This window comes from Pseudomonas sp. RT4P38, assembly GCF_054897765.1.
Genome location: NZ_CM142703.1, coordinates 2,105,118 through 2,125,051 on the forward strand (window position 1 = coordinate 2,105,118; position 19,934 = coordinate 2,125,051).

Here is a 19,934-nt window from a genome sequence, read left to right on the forward strand (position 1 = left end):
ATGTTGCCGTTCTGGATCGCCCTGCAATTTTTGAGCAGTTTGCCGGTTCGTCTGCCGGGCATGCCGACGCCACAGGAGTTGGGGCGGTCGCTGCTGTTTTATCCGCTGGTCGGCCTGCTGTTTGGCGGGATTTTGTGGGCGTTCAACTGGCTGTTACTCGGCACTCCGTTATTGCTTCATGCAGCGCTGTTGCTGAGCGTTTGGGTCTTGCTCAGTGGTGCCTTGCACCTCGACGGCCTGGCCGATAGCGCCGATGCGTGGCTCGGTGGGTTCGGCGATCGAGAACGCACGTTGACGATCATGAAGGACCCGCGCAGCGGCCCGATTGCGGTCGTGACGCTGGTGCTGGTGTTGCTGCTCAAGTTCGCCGCGTTGCTGGCATTGATCGAGCAGCAACACGCCGTTGTCCTGATCATCGTTCCGATGATCGGGCGCAGCGCGATGCTGGGGTTGTTCCTGACCACGCCTTATGTGCGTGCCGGCGGGTTGGGGCAAGCGCTGGCCGATCATCTGCCACGTTTGGCGGGCAAGCAGGTGTTGGCGGTCAGTGCGTTGGCGTGTGTTTTGATCGCCGGGCTCAGCGGCGTGTTGGCAGTGGCGTTGGCGGCGTTGGTGTTTGTCTGGTTGCGACAGGTGATGCTGCGCCGATTGGGCGGCACGACGGGCGATACGGCGGGGGCGTTGCTGGAAATCCTTGAGGTCGCGGTGCTGGTGGGATTGGCGTTGACCTGATTGAGATGCGGTGGCTGTTTTGGCCTCATCGCGAGCGAGCTCGCTCCCACATTGGAATGCGGTCCCTGTGGGAGCGAGCTTGCTCGCGATGGCGATCTACCTTACAAAACTAATGTTGAACCTTGCTTTCATTTAACCGCGGGTATATACACGCACCATGCTCGACTCCCAATGTTTATGCATCAACCTGCGTCGTGCCGCCCGTGGCGTCAGCAGGCACTACGACGGCGCTCTCGATGGCTTCGGGATCAACGTTGCCCAGTATTCTCTGCTGTGTAATTTGCAGCGTCTGGATAAACCGAGTATTTCCACGTTGGCCGAGGCCATGGGGCTGGATCGCAGCACCTTGGGGCGCAATCTACGGGTGCTGGAAGGCGAAGGCCTGCTGATGCTGGTCGAGGGCGAAGACATGCGTAACCGCATCGTCATGCTCACCGAGGCCGGTGTTGAACGGCTGGCAGCGGCCTTGCCGGCGTGGGAAGCGGCGCAACAGCGGTTGATTGATCGCTTGGGTGCCGAGAAACGTGAAACCTTGCTGCGACTGCTGGACGAACTGGCGTGATGCCGGTTTTTCCGATCTTAAGCGGGTATATACCCGCTACCGGAGAATAAGAATGACATCGATGTGGCGTACGTGCGGTTGGGTTCTGTTGGGGAGTGCGCTGATTCTCGCATTGTCCTTGGGCGTACGGCACGGCTTCGGGCTGTTTCTGGCGCCGATGAGTGCCGAGTTCGGCTGGGGGCGTGAGACGTTTGCGTTCGCCATTGCCTTGCAAAACCTGATCTGGGGCCTGGCGCAGCCCTTCACTGGCGCACTGGCCGACCGCTTTGGCGCCGCGAAAGTGGTGCTGGTCGGCGGTGTCCTGTATGCGTTGGGTCTGGTGTTCATGGGCCTGTCGGATTCGGCCGTGACCTTGTCCCTGAGTGCCGGCTTGTTGATCGGTATTGGCCTGTCGGGCACGTCGTTCTCAGTGATCCTTGGCGTGGTCGGCCGCGCGGTGCCGCCAGAGAAACGCAGCATGGGCATGGGCATTGCCAGTGCCGCCGGTTCTTTCGGCCAATTTGCCATGCTGCCCGGTACGCTGGGGTTGATCGGCTGGCTCGGCTGGTCTGCTGCGTTGCTGGTGCTGGGCCTGTTGGTGGCGCTGATCGTACCGTTGGTGAGCATGCTCAAGGACAAGCCTCTACCGGTGTTCGGCCATGAACAAACGCTGTCCGAAGCATTGCGCGAAGCCTGTTCCCATTCAGGGTTCTGGCTGCTGGCGTTCGGCTTCTTTGTCTGCGGTTTCCAGGTGGTATTCATCGGCGTGCACTTGCCGGCCTATCTGGTGGATCAGCACCTGCCGGCGACTGTCGGCACTACGGTGCTGGCGTTGATCGGGCTGTTTAATATTTTCGGTACCTACACGGCGGGCTGGCTCGGCGGGCGGATGTCCAAGCCGCGTTTGCTCACCGGCCTGTATCTGCTGCGGGCAGTGGTGATTGGGTTGTTCCTGTGGGCGCCAGTCACGACGATCACCGCGTACCTGTTCGGCATGGCGATGGGTTTCCTGTGGCTGTCGACCGTGCCCTTGACCAACGGCACCGTCGCGACCTTGTTCGGCGTGCGAAATCTGTCCATGCTCGGTGGGATTGTTTTCCTGTTTCACCAGCTCGGATCGTTCCTCGGCGGCTGGTTGGGCGGGGTGGTGTACGACCGAACCGGGAGCTATGACTTGATCTGGCAAGTAGCGATTCTCTTGAGCCTGTTGGCCGCAGCCCTGAACTGGCCGGTGCGTGAGCGACCGGTGGCGCGTCTGCAAACACAGATGAGTGCGCTATGAACAGCCTCTGGCCGCAGATCGCTGTCGTCGCTGCCAGCGCCTTGCTGCTGGCCCTGTCGTGGTGGGGCTGGCATCAGGGCGGGCTGGCGTTGATGCAACTGGGCATGGGTGCTTGCTAGCAGGAGGTGAGGGCGAGTAACTTCGTTTTTGACGACTTCTCAAGGATGCACCGACATGCTGATGCGTTGGCTCGCAGTTCCCGCGTTACTGGTAGCGTTTAGTGGATTGGCTCAAGCGGCAGAATGCCCGGACCTTTTGCAAGGCTCGTTGCCGAAGCTGCGCGCCAAGGAATCCATCGACCTGTGCCAGCGCTTCTCCGGCAAACCGCTGGTGGTGGTCAATACCGCAAGCTTCTGTGGTTTTGCCCCGCAGTTCAAAAGCCTTGAGGCGCTGAATCAGCGTTACAAGGATCAGGGGCTGGAGGTGATCGGCGTTCCGTCCAACGACTTCAAGCAAGAGTCCAAGGATGGCGAAGAGACTGCCAAGGTCTGCTACGTGAACTACGGCGTGACGTTCACCATGACTGAACCGCAGAAAGTCCGCGGTGATGACGCGACTCACTTGTTCAAGATCATCGCCAAGCAGAGCACTGCGCCGAAGTGGAACTTCTACAAATATGTGGTCGATCGCAAGGGTAAGGTGATCGCCAATTTCTCCAGCCTGACCACGCCTGACGATCCCGAGTTCATCGAGGCGGTGGAGAAAGCCCTGGCCTCGCAACCCTGATCCACACCTGTGAAAAAGCCCCGCCTCTGTACAAGAGAGCGGGGCTTTTTCAATTCAGGCGGCGAGGGATTCAGGCGCGCCGTGAATCATCAGAAGCGGTAGGTCGCGCCAACACCGAAACCGTTCGCATAGTTTTCATACTCGGCGCTGTAGTTCTGGCGGCCGTTGCTGTTGTTGACCTTGACCGACTCTTCGCGCAGGTACGAATACGCTACGTCGATGGTCAAGTCGTCGGTCGGGCTCCAGCCAGCGCCCAGGCTGAAAATCTTGCGATCGCCAGTCGGGATGCGTGGAGAGCGGTTTTCGTTGTTGGTCGGCGACTGGTCAACCGACAGGCCGGTACGCAACACCCACTGCTTGTTCAACTGATAGGACGCACCGATGGCGTGAGCCCAGGTGTCGTGCCAGTTCTGGTCTTCAGTGATGGTGCCAAAGCCGCGTGCGGCCAGGGCGGCAGGAACGCCTTCGTTCTCGACGGAGATCTCCTTCAGGCGGCTCCAGCGAGTCCAGGTGCTGCCTGCGTAGAGGGTCCACTGGTCGTTCAGCTGGTGAGTGACCGAAAAGTCCACCGACTCAGGCGTGGTGATGTCCAGCGAAGCGTCGAACTTCTGGTTCCCCAGTGGGCCGAGCGCGGCGTAGTTGACCTTGGTGTCACCTTCGAGCTTGTATTTCACTTTCGAGTGATAGGTCAGGCCGAGGCGAGTGCTTTCGAGGGCTTGAACCATGATGCCGATGTTGTAACCCAGCGCGGTGTCGTCACCCTTGATCTTGACGGTGCCGTCCGCTGCGCGAGGGTTCAGCGACAGATTCGATTCCAGGGTGCCGTCGATGCGGTTGATGGTCGGACCGAAACCGATCGACACCTTGTCGTTGAAGGCGTAGCTGACGGTTGGCTGCAGGGTTACGATTTTGACTTCGCTCTTGCTGCCGAAGTATTTGCCGGCGAAGCCGTTCTCGTAGTCGGTCACCAGGCCGAATGGAGCGTACACGCCGAAACCAACTGCCCACTGGTCATCGATTGGCTTTACGTAGTAGCCCATGGGGACGCCCATGAACGGGACCATGTCACCTTTGTTGGTACCACTATTCGGACTGGAGCTCGCATCGCTGATATCAGCGTGCGCGTCGATAAATGCAACACCACCGGTCACTTGTTCGCGCTTGAGGCGAGACATGCCGGCAGGGTTGCCAAAAACTGTGGATGCGTCGTCGGCAGCTGAAGATCGCCCGGCAAAACCTGTCCCCATCCCGCTGATGCTTTGTTCGTTGAGGGCAAAGCCACTTGCGAAGATCTGAGTGGATGCCAAGGTAACGGCGAGGCTAAGGGTGGTTTTGAGCATTACTTTTTTCATTATTAGAACTCCTGGTGATCACCGGGGCGAAAATTACCAACATTTTCGTCCCAGCGCCATAGGCTGTAATGCTTGATTTAGAGCGGTTTTGTAGGACAATCCGACCAAGTTCACGGCATTTGCGCGATCTTGTGGAATAGCGGATCAGCAGGCGACCTGATTCATCGGTGAAACACAGGTTTGCCAGGCGCAGGTGAAGTCTCTCAGGCGTCCTTGAGGCTGGAAGGTCTGGCGCCAGATGCGGGCCATTCCCAGCAGGTCGTCTGCTTCGGGGAGCGGGGTGTTCTGTTCTTCTACCAGCAGCCAGGCGATGGCTGTGGCGTAACGCAGGTTGACGGTCAATTCGAGGTGCGGACCACTCAGGAAAGCATGTTGGCTGGCCAAACCGCGAACCAGGCTTGCGCGTTCCGGGTCCAGTGCCAGGTAGTGGTCCCAAAGTGCCTGGTGGCGGGGTTCGGCGATTCGGTACAGGCCGTGTCCACGGCGGTCATGCAGGGCAGTACCCAGGGCTGACTGGCTGGCGGCGACGCCCAGCAGCAGGGATTCGGCAGTTGCGCTATGGCACCCGAGGTAAATCAATGTCGGGCGGATCACATAACGGCACAGTTCGCTGGCAGCGATACCCATAAAGCCCTCGAAACATGAAAGGGTCGGCGATACCTGAAGGGGCCTTGGCAGCGGGTGAATCGACTCAGGCTCGCCGGAAGCGGCTCAAGCCGCTTGAGTTGAAGTGTAGTGTCATATTCGCGCCGTAAAGGCCTGTTTTTAAAATATTTCCGGCTCCGAGTTATAACCGTTATATCGGTTAGTGCTTAAGCGGTAACAGCGAAAAGAGAAATTTCGTGCAATAAAAAGCCCCGCTTTTTGAGCAGGGCTTTTGAGGTTTTCAGTCTTTCTGGCGTATCAGGCAACCAGTGCCTGACGGGTACGATCGATCACGGCCTGCAGCGGCTCGGCGCTGGAGTATTGATCGGGGTACAGGCGTTCGCTGTGACGAGCGATGCCGTGTTCGTTGACCAGGGTGAAGCTGAAGCAGCCTTTGCGAGCAGCCATGATCAGGCAGTTCATTGGGGCAAAAGCGTTGGTCAGGGTGCGGATGGCATCCTGGGTGTGGATTTGAGTAGACATAGTCATTGGGTGTTCCTACAAGCGACACGGATAAGAACCGTGCAAAGTTAAAACGTTCCAGTGACGACGACCACCATTGGTCGAACGAAGAACCCGACTGGAACAAAGCAGCCAGTTTGAAGCGCTGATAAATTGGCGCGCTTGGGCTGGCAGGTAGGTACTTAGGAGGGCAGGCAACACATCAAGGGCGAAGGTTCTGGGCCCGGGGTGAAGATCCTGATCAATTTGCAGGTTGGTTCGGTCAGAGTAAGTGAGCTTCGCAACACCCTTTGCTTTCGATTCAAAGGCTGTGTTGGCGCAAGGTTTACCTGGAAACCATCGAGGTGGTCGATCCCGCTTTGTCGGTGGAGGCTTCTTTGGGGAAGGCTGACCGGGGGGATTTGTTCGACCAGAATTGACTTTCAGCTTGGTACTAACGCCGCGGATACTAACGGATTGAATTGGCGAAGGGAAGTGTGTTTGCGAAAAAAGTTCTTTAACCCCCCTCATTCAACGTCCAGCTTGGCGCTCGGAAACGTCACTACTCGCAGAAGCGCCCTGTAATAGCACAGATTCCGACCGTTGGTAGTCGAGGTTCAATGGGCCAGGATCAGCCTGGATCGAGGGTTTGCCGAGATTTATCCCCAAGGCTGACGCTCAAATGCGCCGAAAAAGCGCATCGATATAACTGCCTCGAAGGGACTTGTGCACATAAGTCGCGCACGTTGTCACGCCGCTGTCATTTTCCCTTCAAGCGCAGTGGGTGCCTGTAACCTAAATTTAAGTCAATGAAAAACATCGCTTTTTTTTGCTGGTGAAAAAATCGTCAGTTTGACTGCGGGCCCCATTCCATAGGGCTTTGCGAGAGTTCAAAGGCGGTTGTCCACTGAGTTATCCACAGCTTCTGTGGATTGTCCCGAGCGCTTGCTCTAGGACGGGCGTGCAGGGTTTTTTTAGGCTTTACCTGTAAGAAAAAAAGAGTAGAGTGGCGCGCCTTCCGATCTGCCCCACAGTGCTTTATGAAGTTTCGTTCAGTATCAGTTTCTGCAGCCTCGACACCTCCCAGCGTTACCCCGGCCAAACGATTTTCGATGCGTGTGGCTGAGTGGTTGCTGGACAGCCCGCGTCTGGGCGAAAACTCCAACGTCAAACATTTCGCCGGACGTTTGCTCAAACAGCCGGCCCGTGAAGGGGTCGTGGCCGCGCAAAGCCGTCTCGGTCAGTTGATGTGCCGTGAATGCGGGAATGCCCGGGATCGCCGTATCGGCCAGGACCTTTTGCGTTCGGCCGCGCGGGCAGGGGATCGGCGCGCCCAGCAGGAGCTTGGTCTGATCGAAGACTGAGCTGTCCAAGACCTGACGCCTTGGTTAACCTTCAAGCTTTATTCAATTGGCAGGAGTGGCTATGGCTATGGACTTGACCAGCGCATTGCTCGGTCTGGCGGGCGCTGCGCTGCCGTTATTGGTACTGGCCTGGCAACTTCAACGCCGAGCGAGCGCCACGCAGTCAGAGGTTGCGCTGCTGGAAGAGCGTCTGGCCACGGCCCATCTGGCCCAGGACGGATTGAACGCCCAACTCGAAGCCTGTCGCGATGAAATCGGTGATCTGGGCCAGGCCAACGCCGCCAAGCAGGCAGACCTGGCCGCCGTGCGCCGTGAAGTCGAACTGCTGCAGATCGAACGTGACGACGCCCGCGACGCCGCTCACGCCTGGAATCTGGAGCGCGCCGGCAAAGAGGCTGAGTTGCGTCGTCTGGACGCCCAGACCGCCTCGCTCAACGCCGAGCTGCGTGAGCAGCAGGAAAGCCATCAGCAGCGCCTGAACGACCTGCAGGGCTCGCGAGACGAACTGCGAGCGCAGTTCGCGGAGCTGGCGGGCAAGATCTTCGACGAGCGCGAGCAGCGCTTTGCCGAAACCAGTCAGCAACGCCTCGGTCAGTTACTCGATCCGTTGAAAGAACGCATCCAGTCCTTCGAAAAGCGCGTCGAGGAAAGCTATCAGGCTGAAGCCCGCGAACGTTTTTCCCTGGCCAAGGAACTGGAGCGGCTGCAACAGCTGAACCTGCGCTTGAGCGACGAAGCCACCAACCTGACCCGCGCCTTGAAAGGCCAGAAAACCCAAGGCAACTGGGGTGAGCTGATTCTTGAGCGGGTGCTTGAACATGCGGGTCTGGAGAAGGGGCGCGAGTATCAGACCCAGGTCAACCTCAAAGGCCCTGACGGTGAGCGTTTCCAGCCGGACGTGATCATTTATCTGCCGGGCGACAAGCAGGTGGTGGTCGACTCCAAGGTCAGCCTCAAGGCCTATCAGCAATACGTCGCGGCCGAAGACGATGCCATCGGCGAGATCGCGATCAAGCAGCATGTGCTGTCCTTGCGTAATCACGTCAAAGGGCTGGCCGGCAAGGATTACAAGCGTCTCGATGGCTTGCACAGCCTGGATTTCGTGCTGCTTTTCGTACCGATCGAAGCGGCGTTTTCCGCCGCATTGCAGGCTGAGCCGACGCTGTTTCAAGAGGCCTTCGACCGTAACATCGTGATTGTCAGTCCGACCACTTTGCTGGCGACCCTGCGTGTTATCGACAGCCTGTGGAAGCAGGAGCGCCAAAGCCAGAACGCCCGGGAAATCGCCGAGCGCGCCGGGTGGCTGTACGACAAGTTCGTGTTGTTCATCCAGGATCTGGATGAAGTCGGCAATCGCTTACAGCAGTTGGACAAAGCCTACAGCTCTGCGCGCAACAAGCTGACAGAGGGGCGCGGCAATCTGGTCAGTCGTAGCGAGCAGCTCAAGTTGCTTGGCGCGCGGGCGAGCAAAAGCCTGCCGGCAGACTTGCTGGAGCGGGCGATGACCGATGTGGATGGCTTGGTCGAATTACCGGAGTAGCCAAAAGGCATCGTCGGAGCGCCGCCCGGAGCAAGCTCGCTCCCACATTTGACCGAGTTCTTCCAGATAGAATGCAGTTCAATGTGGGAGCGAGCTTGCTCGCGATGGCGGCAGTTGCACCACGACAAGGTTCAGGTCCGCCGCGCTACAACGGCAAATGCCGACTCAGCAACGCCCGCAACGCCGCCGGTTTCACCGGTTTTGCCAGGTAATCCAGCCCCGCCGCATGCACTTGGGCCACCATCTCCGGTCGCCCATCGGCGCTGATTACTACCCCAGGCACCGGCTCACCCAGTTGGGTGCGCAACCACGCCATCAACTCGGTTCCGGTCTCGCCATGGTCCAGGTGGTAATCCACCAGCGCCAATTGCGGCCGCACTCCGTCACTGAGCAGCGCCGCGCATTCATCGCGGTTACGGGCGGTCCAGACCTGACAACCCCAGCGGGTGAGCAGGCTGTTCATGCCGATCAGGATGCTGTCTTCGTTATCGATGCACAGCACCTGCGCGCCGCTCGGCAATTTGCCGTTGAACTCGACGGTCTTGGTCGGCAGGGCGGTTTGAGCACTAGCCAACGGCACACTGACGCTGAACACGCTGCCGCGCCCCGGCCAGGAGCGTACGCGCAAGGTATGACCCAGTACGCGACACAGTCCGTCAGCAATGGCCAGGCCCAGCCCCAAGCCTTTTTCAGCACGCGTCTGATGGCTGTCGAGGCGTTTGAATTCTTCGAAAATGACCCGCTGTTTATCCTCTGGAATGCCCGGACCACGGTCCCAGACCTCCAGGCACAGCTCTCCCTTGCGCCGGCGAACGCCCAGCAGCACCGGGCCTTTGGCGTAGCGGAAGGCATTGGTCAGAAAATTCTGCAGGATTCGTCGCAACAGTTTGATGTCGCTGTCGATTCGCAACGTACTGCCCCTGACACGGAATTTCAGTCCCTGGTCCCTGGCCAGCGCCTTGAACTCGGCACCGAGGATGTCGAACAGTTCGTTGAGCACAAAAGGCTTGGGATCAGGGTTGATCTTGCCGTTCTCCAGGCGGGAAATGTCCAGCAGGTCGCTGATCAAATCCTCGGCCGAGCGCAGTGAACTGTCCAAGTGATGGACCAGTTTCTGCGCATCGCCGGATAAGCCGTCGTCTTGGTGGGAAAGGGCGGCCGAGAAGAGTCGCGCGGCGTTCAACGGTTGCATCAAGTCATGGCTGACCGCCGCCAGGAAACGGGTTTTCGACTGGTTGGCCGACTCCGCGGTGCCCTTGGCTTCGGTCAGGGCAACGTTGAGTTGCGACAATTCGTGGGTCCGCTCGGTAACCCGTCGCTCCAGACCTTCGTTGGCCTCGGTCAGCGCCTGCTCCGACTCGCGGAACGCGGTGATGTCGGTGAAACTCATGACGAAACCGCCGCCCGGCATCGGGTTGCCGATCAGCTCGATCACACGGCCATTGGGGAAAAGTCTTTCAGAGGTGTGGGCGCGGCCCTGACGCATCCAGTGCAAGCGGCGGGCGACGTGCACTTCGGCTTCGCCGGGACCGCACAGGCCGCGCTCGGCGTTGTAGCGAATGATGTCGGCAATCGGTCGGCCAAGCCTGATCAGCCCATCAGGGTAATTGAACAACTCCAGATAGCGCCGGTTCCAGGCCACCAGTTTCAGCGACTGGTCGACCACGCTGATGCCCTGGGTGATGTTCTCGATCGCGCCTTGCAGCAGCGCGCGGTTGAATTGCAGCACCTCCGAGGCTTCATCGGCGATTCGGACGACGTCCTCAAGTTGCATCTCCCGACCTTCGATAGCGGCTTTTACCACCGCCCGGGTCGAAGAAGCGCCGAGCACACCGGCCAGCAAGCGTTCGGTATGGGCGATCCATTCACCGTCGGCGTTCTGGTTCGGGTTGAAGCCTTTGCCTTGGCGGTAGGCGAAGCGGATAAAACTCTGACGGGCGCGTTCTTCGCCGACGAACCGCGCCGCCAGCTGCAACAAATCGTCGATCTGCACCGACAGCATTGAACGGGCGCTGGGGCGGGCACTGATTTCCTGACCGATGAAGCGACCCGCCTGCCAGTGTTCCGAAACCCTCGTACGTGACAGCACCGATACCCAGGCGAACAGCGTGAAGTTGGCCGCAAGCGACAACACCACGCCTTGTGTCAGCGGCGTGAGTGGCAGTTTCAGCGGGTTGCTGTGCAACCAGGCCAGCCCCGGGAAACTGCTCAGGGATAAGCCGAGGCTGTGGGCTGCGATCGGCAGAATCAGTGTGTAGAACCAGAGGAATGTCCCGGCGGCGAGGCCGGCGAATACACCGCGACGATTGGCCTGTTTCCAGTACAGCGCGCCGAGCATGGCCGGCGCCAGTTGGGTCACGGCGGCGAAGGCGATCTGGCCGATGGTCGCCAGGCTCGCCGTCGAGCCGAGCAGGCGATAACTGACGTAGGCCAGCAGCAGAATCACCACGATGCTCACTCGGCGCACCGAGAGCATCCACTGGCGGAACACTTCGAACGGCCGCTCGGCGTTGTTGCGCCGCAGCAACCATGGCAACAGCATGTCGTTGGAGACCATGGTCGACAGCGCCACGCTGGCGACGATCACCATGCCGGTCGCCGCCGAGGCACCACCGATAAACGCCAGCATCGCCAGGGCAGGATGGGATTGGGCCAGCGGCAGGCTGATGACAAAAGAATCCGGCAGTACCGAGCTCGGCAGCAGCATCTGGCCGGCGAGGGCGATGGGGACGACAAACAGTGCCGCCAGCGCCAGATAGGCGGGAAACACCCATTTGGCCAGGCGCAGATCCTGAGGGTCAATGTTTTCCACCACGGTCACGTGGAACTGTCGGGGCAGGCAGATGATTGCCATCATTGCCACGCCGGTCTGCACCACCATCGACGGCCAATTAATGGTTTCCTTCCAATATTCTTCGAGGCGCGGTGCGAGCATCGCCTGGTCGAACAGGTCGTCGAAACCGTCGTACAGGCCGTAAGTCACAAATGCGCCGACCGCAAGAAAAGCGAACAGCTTGACCAGCGATTCGAACGCAATCGCCAGCACCATGCCGCGGTGGTGTTCCGTGGCGTCGAGGTTGCGGGTACCGAAGACGATGGTGAACAGCGCCAGCACCAGCGACACGATCAACGCCGTGTCCTGGGCGCGCGTGCCCATGGCGTCGGCACCGGCGCCGATCAGCAAGTTCACCCCGAGCACGATGCCCTTCAGTTGCAACGCGATGTAGGGCAACACGCCGACCAGGCAGATCAGCGCCACCACCACCGCCAGCGACTGGGATTTTCCATAGCGGGCGGCGATGAAGTCGGCAATGGAGGTGATGTTCTCCTGCTTGCTGATCATCACCATTTTTTGCAGGACCCATGGCGCACACACCAGCAGCAGAATCGGCCCAAGGTAGATCGGCAGGAAAGACCAGAGCTGTTCGGCGGCCTGGCCCACGGCGCCAAAGAAGGTCCAGCTGGTGCAATAGACGGCCAGCGACAGGCTGTACACCCAGGCGCGCACCCGCGGCGGCAGCGGCGTGCTGCGACGGTCGCCGTAGAAGGCGATGGCGAACAAGATGGCCATATAGGCCAGGGCGACGGCGGCGATCAGCCCGCTGGACAGCGACATGGGAACTCCAGACAAAAGACACCCGGGACTCCCGCCCGGACAGACAGTCTCGCACGATGTCAGGGGTTAGTCAGTGTCGACCAAGGTCGCGGCGCGGCGGGGTGCCGCAGGCTGTGTGCCAGTTCGATCTTGGGTGTTTGTGCTGGCCTCATCGTCGGAACGCCGCCCGGAGCAAGCTCGCTCCCACATTGGATCTATGTCGGGCACAAATTACGTATCCACTGAAGATCAACTGTGGGAGCGAGCTTGCTCGCGATGGCGGTATCACTGATTCAAAGCAATCTCGATCAACCGATGCAATTCCCCAACTTCCAGCGGCGCCGCCGAAAACAGGATACGAAACACCGTCGGCGCCGCCACCATGTTAATCAGCCGATCAACGTTGGGCTTTGGCTGACCGGGGTAACGATCCAGTATCGTCTGCAACTGCCCGCCAATGATCGTCGCGCACACGGCCGGTGTGGTGCTGCATTGCACGTCGCGCAACATGTGGCGGCCGGGCTCGGAACTCATCTCGTCCAGATACTGCTCCGCCCAGGCCTTCACGTCACCGCGCAGGCTGCCGGTAGTGGCGGGCTCGCTCTCGGGGCGCATGCGGGCGAGGGCGACATCCGCCAATAATACCGACAGATCGCCCCAGCGCCGGTAGATGGTCGACGGCGTGACGCCGGCGCGCGCGGCGATTTGCGGGACGGTCACGGTGGCACGGTCCTGCTCTTCGAGAAGAAGGCGGACCGCCGAATGAACCGACTCTTGCACCCGGGCGCTTCTACCGCCGGGGCGTAATCCTTCTTTAATAGCCATGCATCGGACCTTAACACAAAGAATTTGCTTTAAGCGCTGGCCAGTCGCACACTCCGCAAAAGCAAAAAGTTAGCTTTTGCGGAGTGTGCCCATGTCCAGTTCAACTTCCAATCGTTCAAGCCTGTGGTTCCTGGCGATCACCTTACTCAGTTTTCTCGCAGCGTCCACGGCGCCGACGCCGTTGTATCACTTGTACCAGGAACACCTGCAGTTTTCGGCAGCGACCCTCACCCTGATTTTCGGCGTGTATGCCATCAGCTTGCTGGTGGCCTTGCTCACGGTCGGTTCGCTCTCGGATTACCTGGGGCGCAAACCGGTGATTTTTACCGCGGTGATGTTGAACATGCTGGCGATGCTGCTGTTTATCAATGCAGACAGTGTCGCCTGGTTGATCAGTGCACGAGTGCTTCAGGGTTTTGCCACGGGGATGGCCACTGCCGTATTGAGTGCGGCGCTGCTGGACACCGATCGCCAGCAAGGGCCGCTGGTCAACAGTGTCGCGCCGTTGCTGGGCATGGCGGCGGGTGCCATGGGTTGCGGCTTGTTGGCCGAGTTTGCGCCGCTGCCGTTGCAGTTGACCTATTGGGTGCTGTTCGCCCTGTTTGTGCTGCAGGCGCTGTACGTCTGGCGCTTGCCGGAAAGCGTCAGTCGGCAACCGGGAGCCTGGGCCTCGCTGCGCCCGACACTGCATGTGCCGATCCAGGCGCGGCGCGCGTTGTGGCTGGTGCTGCCGATCAACATCGCGGTGTGGGCGCTCGGTGGTTTTTACGCTTCTTTGGCACCGTCTCTGGTTCGTACGGCCACCGGATCGACCTCAAATCTGATTGGCGGTGCGACGGTCGCTGTGTTGACGGTGACCGGCGCGTTGATGATCTACACCCTGCGCAATCGGCCGGCCGACAAGGTCTTGCGATTGGGCGGCAGTCTGCTGCCTGCCGGCATCGCGCTGATTCTAATGGCGGTGCACAGCGCCAGCCTGACGCTGTTTTTCCTCGGCACTCTGGTCGCCGGATGTGGTTTCGGCGCCGGTTTCCTCGGTGCGTTGCGCAGTGTCGTGCCGCTGGCCTTGCCCCATGAACGGGCAGGGTTGATGTCGGCTTTTTATGTGCTCAGTTATATGGCGTTCTGCTTGCCGTCGTTGCTGGCCGGAAACTTGACCCGGACTTTTGGACTAGTGGCCACCACCGATGGTTACGGCGCGGTGCTGATTATTCTCTCGGTCGGCGCTCTGCTCACATTGATGCGTCAGCGGTCCGTGAAAGTCTGTGGCGTCGATGTGCGATGACCGCTAGCCTTGGCGCCGCCATTCATTTCGACGGACCGACGCATGAAAATCATCCGCAGCAACTCCTTCACCGCTGACCGTGCCTGGGGCGCTTTGGATATCGCCAACATGAACGGCATCACCACGCGTTTGCACTGGACCGATCAGCCCTATAAATGGCACATCAATGATGGGCAAGAAGTGTTCGTGGTGCTGGATGGAGTCGTGCAGATGCGTTATCGCGAAGACGGTCAGGAGAAACAAGTGGTGTTGCGTGTAGGCGATATCTTTTACGCCGATGTCGGCACCGAGCACGTTGCCCATCCGCAGGGTGCGGCAAGAATCCTGGTGATCGAAACTGAAGGCAGCGTCTGACGCTATATCTGCAAAACAGATAACAGTTATAAATATTACCCGTTATATCGATATTCGATTCGGATCTACCATGAGCTCCACCTCAATAGAGGACAGGAGTTCACCATGACATGCCCCAACACCGCCCCAGCCGGTTTCAAACCTTTCAGTCATTTGCAGCACCCGCGCGAAGTCATCCGCCAGTTCACGCCGAACTGGTTCGCCGCCACCATGGGCACCGGCGTGCTGGCGTTGGCGCTGGCGCAGCTGCCTACTGCAAATCCCGGTTTGCACGCGGTTGCCGAAGCCCTTTGGCTGTTCAATATTGTGCTGTTTGTTTTATTCACGGTTATGTATGTGGCGCGTTGGGCGCTGTTTTTCGATGAAGCGCGGCGGATTTTCGGTCACTCCACGGTTTCGATGTTTTTTGGCACCATCCCCATGGGCCTGGCGACCATCATTAATGGTTTTCTGTTGTTCGGTTTGCCGCGTTGGGGCGAGGGCGTGATTCCAGTCGCCGAGGTGCTGTGGTGGCTGGATGTGGCGATATCGCTGGCGTGCGGCGTGCTGATTCCCTACATGATGTTCACCCGTCAGGAACACAGCATCGACCAGATGACTGCCGTCTGGTTGTTGCCGGTGGTGGCGGCGGAAGTGGCGGCCGCCAGCGGTGGTCTGTTGGCGCCGCACCTGGCGGACGCCCATTCGCAACTGGTGGTGCTGGTGACGAGCTACGTGCTTTGGGCCTTTTCCTTACCGGTGGCGTTCAGCATTCTGACCATTCTGTTGCTGCGCATGGCGCTGCATAAATTGCCCCACGAAAACATGGCCGCCTCCAGCTGGCTGGCGCTCGGCCCGATCGGCACCGGAGCGCTGGGCATGTTGCTGCTGGGTGCCGATGCGCCGGCCATCTTTGCGGCCAACGGTCTGCCGGGCATCGGTGAAATCGCCGCAGGGCTGGGGTTGGTGGCCGGGATCACACTGTGGGGTTTTGGTTTGTGGTGGATGCTGATCGCGGTGCTCATCACCCTGCGTTACCTGCGCGTCGGTATCCCTTTCAATCTCGGCTGGTGGGGTTTTACCTTCCCGTTGGGCGTCTATTCTCTGGCGACGTTGAAACTGGCCAGCACCTTGAACCTCACGTTTTTCAGTGTCTTCGGTTGTGTGCTGGTGGTGTTGCTGGCGGTGATGTGGCTGATCGTCGCCAAACGTACGGTGCAAGGGGCGTGGCGGGGCGAGTTATTTGTCTCGCCGTGCATAGCCGGATTGAAGAAATAACCGGCGAAGATAGGTAATGTGTGGCCTGGATCGTCGTTCGATATTCCAATAACTGAATCCACGCCACTCTCTACCCACTCTTTTATGCAAATCAGGGACACACGGAAGATGAGTCACCCCTCACAGTTCACCTTGCTTCGCACCCGGCGCTTCCTGCCATTCTTCGTCACGCAGTCGCTCGGGGCGTTCAACGACAACATCTTCAAGCAGTCGCTGATCCTCGCCATTTTGTACAAGCTGACTATCGAGGGTGATCGCTCGATTTGGGTCAACCTGTGTGCGCTGCTGTTCATCCTGCCGTTTTTTCTGTTCTCGGCGCTGGCCGGGCAGTTTGGCGAAAAGTTCGCCAAGGACGCGTTGATCCGTCTGATCAAGCTCGGGGAAATCGCCATCATGGCGGTCGGCGCAGTCGGTTTCATGTTCGATCACCTGTCACTGATGCTGGTGGCGCTGTTTGCCATGGGCACTCACTCAGCGCTGTTCGGGCCGGTGAAATACTCGATCCTGCCGCAGGCCTTGCGTGACGAAGAGCTGGTGGGTGGCAACGGCCTTGTGGAAATGGGCACCTTCCTGGCGATCCTCGCCGGGACCATCGGCGCCGGGATCATGATGTCGTCCAGTCATTACGCGCCGATTGTCTCCATGGCAATCATCGGCATTGCGGTGCTCGGTTATCTGGCCAGTCGCAGCATTCCGCGGGCGGCGGCCGCCTCACCTGAAATGCGTCTGAACTGGAACATTTTCAGCCAGTCCTGGGCCACGTTGAAACTGGGCTTGGGGCAGACCCCGGCGGTGTCGCGTTCGATTGTCGGCAACTCGTGGTTCTGGTTTGTCGGGGCGGTTTATCTGACGCAGATCCCGGCGTACGCCAAGGAGTGGATGCACGGCGATGAAACCGTAGTGACGCTGATTCTTACCGTGTTCTCGGTCGGTATCGCACTCGGTTCGATGCTCTGCGAGAAACTGTCCGGACGCAAAGTCGAGATTGGTCTGGTGCCGTTCGGCTCGTTCGGTCTGACGGTGTTTGGTTTGCTGCTGTGGTGGCACTCCGGCGGAATTCCCGACAGTGTCACCGGCCATGGCTGGATCGAAATCCTCGGCTTCGGTCACGCCTGGCTGGTGTTGATCGACATTCTGGGGCTTGGCGTGTTCGGCGGTTTCTACATCGTGCCGCTGTACGCGCTGATTCAGTCACGTACCCCCGAGAACGAGCGGGCGCGGGTGATTGCCGCCAACAATATTCTTAACGCGCTGTTCATGGTGATCTCGGCGATTGTCTCGATCGTCTTGCTGAGCATGGTCAAGCTGTCGATCCCGCAGTTGTTCCTGGTGGTGTCGCTGCTGAACATCGGCGTCAACGCCTACATCTTCAGCATCGTCCCCGAGTTCAGCATGCGCTTCATGATCTGGCTGCTCAGCCATTCTATGTACCGCGTGAAGCATCGCAATCTGCAGCTGATTCCCGATGAAGGCGCGGCGCTGCTGGTGTGCAATCACGTGTCCTTCGTCGATGCCTTGCTGATTGGCGGCGCGGTGCGTCGGCCGATTCGCTTTGTGATGTATTACAAGATCTACAACTTGCCAGTGCTGAACTTTATCTTTCGCACGGCCGGGACCATTCCGATCGCGGGGCGGCAGGAAGACATTCAGATCTACGAAAAAGCGTTCACGCGCATTGCTCAATATCTGAAGGACGGCGAATTGGTGTGCATCTTCCCTGAGGGCAAATTGACCGCCGATGGCGAGATCAACGAGTTCAAGGGCGGGCTGAGGCGGATTCTCGAACAGACGCCGGTGCCGGTGATTCCGCTGGCATTGCAGGGGTTGTGGGGGAGTTTCTTCAGCCGCGATCCGCAAAAGGGCGTGTTTCGCCGGTTGTGGTCGCGGGTGACGCTGGTGGCAGGGCCTGCGGTGTCGGTTGAATCGGCAGAACCCGCCCGGTTACAAGGGTTGGTGGGGGATTTGCGCGGTACTGTTCGCTAATACCTGTCCATGCGGGCCGCTGCACCAGCGAGCCTGCTCTGGCGGATGTTCAGCCCGCCATCGCCAATCGGTTGCGCCCCTCGCGCTTGGCCACATACAACGCACTGTCGGCCCGTCGCAACAGGCTATCGGCAGACTCGCCGGGCAATAGGGTCGAGCAGCCAAGGCTGACCGTCAGCTCGACCAAATGGCCGTCGGCGGCATAATCTTCAGCCTGCGCGGCAAGCCGCAGTCGCTCGCCGACCAGGGCGGCCGCTTCCCGGTTGGTGTTGGACAGCAGAATCAGGAACTCCTCGCCGCCAAACCGGAAAACCATGTCCACGTTGCGCAACTGGCTTTTGATCGAGGCTGCGACGGCCTTGAGCACGTCATCGCCGGCGCTGTGTCCGTGGTTGTCGTTGATGTGTTTGAAGTGATCGATGTCCAGCATCAGCAGCGACAAGGGTTGCATATGCCGACGGGCCATCTCGATTTCCCGTTGCAGGGTCTGATCCATGGCGATGCGGTTGCCGGTGTCCGTGAGCGGATCGCGCAAGGCACTTTGGGTGGCGGCGCGGTAGAGCAGGGCATTGCGCATCGGATACATCAATGCGGACAGCAGCGACTCGAGGTTGGCTTGTTCCTGCTCACTGAAGCGCTGATTGCGACGGAATACCAGTTCACCCAGATGCTCGCCTTCATGGCTGAGGCTGTAGCTGATCGAGTGATGGCCGCGCAGGCCGAACTCCAGGCGCAAGTCGCTGGCCTTGTGCTGATAGATCAAGGCGTCGAGCGGTACGAGTCGCTGAATTTCACGAAAGAAGAGCCCGAGAATGCGTTGCGGCTCAAGACTGGTTTGCAACTGCAGGCTCAGCTTCTGGCGCAGTTGCGCAAGGTTGACAGGCCTCTCCCGAAGGGAAGTCTGCTGACCAAAGCCCAGGCGTTGCAATTTGGCAACATCGAAGTCAATTGCGTTGGTCTGGGAAGGTGATTTCATGTGGCGTCCGCCCGTTTGCTTTCACACTGCGTGTCTGAGCAATTTTAGAGCGAAAGTCGTGCCATTCAGTTCCGTCAAATAAAATACGTTATAAATCAATAGCTTGATGATTGTTTTAAAATTTTCCCCGAATGCGGTGGCAGTTGTTTGACTTGCCATTGGTGTGTGGTTGCGCCGCACTTTGAGGGCCGCGACGGAAAGCCGTCGCGGCACAAAAGCGACGCACGGGCGTTACTGAGCGTTGAACGCCTGGCCGTTGACGCCGGTGCTGTCCGGACCCATCAGGTAGAGGTAGACCGGCATGATCTCCTCAGGCGTCGGGTTGTTCAGCGGGTTTTCACCGGGGTAGGCCTGGGCGCGCATGCTGGTGCGGGTAGCGCCCGGGTTGACGCTGTTGGAGCGCATCGGTGCCACGGTATCGACTTCGTCGGCCAGGGTTTGCATCAAGCCTTCGGTGGCGAACTTGGAGACGCCATAGGCGCCCCAATACGCGCGACCCTTGCGACCGACGCTGCTGGAAGTGAACACAACCGAGGCGTCCTGAGACAGCTTGAGCAGCGGCAGCAGGGTGCTGGTGAGCATGAACATGGCGTTGACGTTGACGTGCATGACGCGCATGAAGTTTTCGCCGGACAGCTGCTCGATCGGCGTACGCGGGCCAATGATCGACGCGTTGTGCAGCAAACCGTCGAGATGGCCGAATTCGGTTTCGATCATCGCTGCCAGCTCATCGTATTGATGGGGCAGGGCGGTTTCCAGGTTGAACGGGATCACGGCCGCTTGTGGATGGCCGGCGGCTTCGATTTCGTCGTAGACCTGGGTCAGGTTGGCTTCGGTCTTGCCCAGCAACAGCACGGTGGCGCCGTGCGCGGCGAAGGTTTTCGCGGCGGTAGCGCCGATGCCACGGCCAGCGCCGGTGACCAGGATGACCCGGTCCTTGAGCAAATCTGGGCGGGCGGAATAATCAAACATAAAAACCCCTCAACAATTCAATAGGCAAGCATCGCACTTGTGGCGAGAGGGCTTTTGTGGCGAG

The 19,934-nt window shown here is 59.4% G+C and carries 18 protein-coding genes; 11 read left to right on the forward strand and 7 right to left on the reverse strand.

Features of this window, described 5'->3' with window-relative positions; translation table 11 throughout:
* From ACYZT7_RS09770 to ACYZT7_RS09790, 5 genes are all read left to right on the forward strand, one after another.
* Positions 1–732 (forward strand): adenosylcobinamide-GDP ribazoletransferase, encoded by a 732-nt coding sequence (locus tag ACYZT7_RS09770; protein ID WP_462040847.1) that lies wholly within the window; start codon positions 1–3, stop codon positions 730–732.
* Positions 733–889: 157 nt separating this feature from the next.
* Positions 890–1,294, forward strand: coding sequence for a MarR family winged helix-turn-helix transcriptional regulator (locus tag ACYZT7_RS09775; RefSeq protein WP_282377585.1), 405 nt, complete (start codon positions 890–892; stop codon positions 1,292–1,294).
* Between the two features lie 52 nt (positions 1,295–1,346).
* Complete coding sequence (locus tag ACYZT7_RS09780) at positions 1,347–2,555, forward strand: MFS transporter (protein ID WP_462040848.1); 1,209 nt, start codon at positions 1,347–1,349, stop codon at positions 2,553–2,555.
* Positions 2,552–2,674 (forward strand): hypothetical protein, encoded by a 123-nt coding sequence (locus ACYZT7_RS09785; protein ID WP_462040849.1) that lies wholly within the window; start codon positions 2,552–2,554, stop codon positions 2,672–2,674. Before ACYZT7_RS09780 ends, ACYZT7_RS09785 begins: the two co-directional genes overlap by 4 nt.
* A 55-nt stretch (positions 2,675–2,729) precedes the next feature.
* Positions 2,730–3,281 carry a glutathione peroxidase gene (locus ACYZT7_RS09790; RefSeq protein WP_462040850.1) on the forward strand — a complete coding sequence of 184 codons (552 nt, stop codon included), beginning with the start codon at positions 2,730–2,732 and terminating at the stop codon, positions 3,279–3,281.
* Positions 3,282–3,370: 89 nt separating this feature from the next.
* On the opposite strand, the gene ACYZT7_RS09795 is transcribed toward ACYZT7_RS09790, so the two are convergent.
* The 3 genes from ACYZT7_RS09795 to ACYZT7_RS09805 form a co-directional block, all read right to left on the reverse strand.
* Positions 3,371–4,633 (reverse strand): OmpP1/FadL family transporter, encoded by a 1,263-nt coding sequence (locus ACYZT7_RS09795; protein ID WP_462040851.1) that lies wholly within the window; start codon positions 4,631–4,633, stop codon positions 3,371–3,373.
* 144 nt (positions 4,634–4,777) lie between these two features.
* Positions 4,778–5,260, reverse strand: a complete 483-nt coding sequence (locus ACYZT7_RS09800) for a hypothetical protein (protein ID WP_462040852.1) — start codon at positions 5,258–5,260, stop codon at positions 4,778–4,780.
* A 276-nt stretch (positions 5,261–5,536) separates the two neighbouring features.
* A complete protein-coding gene (locus tag ACYZT7_RS09805; RefSeq protein ID WP_003214941.1) occupies positions 5,537–5,761 on the reverse strand; it encodes a hypothetical protein in 225 nt (74 codons plus the stop codon).
* Positions 5,762–6,759: 998 nt separating this feature from the next.
* Between ACYZT7_RS09805 and ACYZT7_RS09810 the strand changes: the two genes are divergently transcribed.
* The gene (locus tag ACYZT7_RS09810) at positions 6,760–7,083 is read left to right on the forward strand and encodes an SEL1-like repeat protein (protein WP_449645687.1); all 324 of its coding nucleotides are present in this window, start codon (positions 6,760–6,762) and stop codon (positions 7,081–7,083) included.
* A gap of 175 nt (positions 7,084–7,258) precedes the next feature.
* Complete coding sequence (locus ACYZT7_RS09815; protein WP_462041763.1) at positions 7,259–8,623, forward strand: DNA recombination protein RmuC; 1,365 nt, start codon at positions 7,259–7,261, stop codon at positions 8,621–8,623.
* Between the two features lie 145 nt (positions 8,624–8,768).
* Here the strand turns inward: ACYZT7_RS09815 and ACYZT7_RS09820 are convergent, their stop codons facing one another.
* Positions 8,769–12,239, reverse strand: a complete 3,471-nt coding sequence (locus ACYZT7_RS09820; protein WP_462040853.1) for a hybrid sensor histidine kinase/response regulator — start codon at positions 12,237–12,239, stop codon at positions 8,769–8,771.
* 264 nt (positions 12,240–12,503) lie between these two features.
* The gene (locus tag ACYZT7_RS09825) at positions 12,504–13,043 is read right to left on the reverse strand and encodes a TetR/AcrR family transcriptional regulator (protein WP_462040854.1); all 540 of its coding nucleotides are present in this window, start codon (positions 13,041–13,043) and stop codon (positions 12,504–12,506) included.
* A gap of 91 nt (positions 13,044–13,134) precedes the next feature.
* Between ACYZT7_RS09825 and ACYZT7_RS09830 the strand changes: the two genes are divergently transcribed.
* From ACYZT7_RS09830 to ACYZT7_RS09845, 4 genes are all read left to right on the forward strand, one after another.
* Positions 13,135–14,328, forward strand: coding sequence for an MFS transporter (locus tag ACYZT7_RS09830; protein WP_462040855.1), 1,194 nt, complete (start codon positions 13,135–13,137; stop codon positions 14,326–14,328).
* Positions 14,329–14,370: 42 nt separating this feature from the next.
* Entirely contained in the window at positions 14,371–14,682 is a 312-nt protein-coding gene (locus ACYZT7_RS09835) for a cupin domain-containing protein (protein WP_462040856.1), read from the forward strand.
* Between the two features lie 105 nt (positions 14,683–14,787).
* Positions 14,788–15,939, forward strand: coding sequence for a TDT family transporter (locus ACYZT7_RS09840; protein WP_462040857.1), 1,152 nt, complete (start codon positions 14,788–14,790; stop codon positions 15,937–15,939).
* Between the two features lie 108 nt (positions 15,940–16,047).
* Complete coding sequence (locus ACYZT7_RS09845) at positions 16,048–17,922, forward strand: MFS transporter (protein WP_462040858.1); 1,875 nt, start codon at positions 16,048–16,050, stop codon at positions 17,920–17,922.
* A 49-nt stretch (positions 17,923–17,971) separates the two neighbouring features.
* Here the strand turns inward: ACYZT7_RS09845 and ACYZT7_RS09850 are convergent, their stop codons facing one another.
* Both ACYZT7_RS09850 and ACYZT7_RS09855 read right to left on the reverse strand, forming a co-directional pair.
* Complete coding sequence (locus ACYZT7_RS09850; protein WP_462040859.1) at positions 17,972–18,898, reverse strand: GGDEF domain-containing protein; 927 nt, start codon at positions 18,896–18,898, stop codon at positions 17,972–17,974.
* Positions 18,899–19,129: 231 nt separating this feature from the next.
* Complete coding sequence (locus ACYZT7_RS09855; protein ID WP_462040860.1) at positions 19,130–19,870, reverse strand: YciK family oxidoreductase; 741 nt, start codon at positions 19,868–19,870, stop codon at positions 19,130–19,132.
* Positions 19,871–19,934 lie beyond the last annotated feature (64 nt).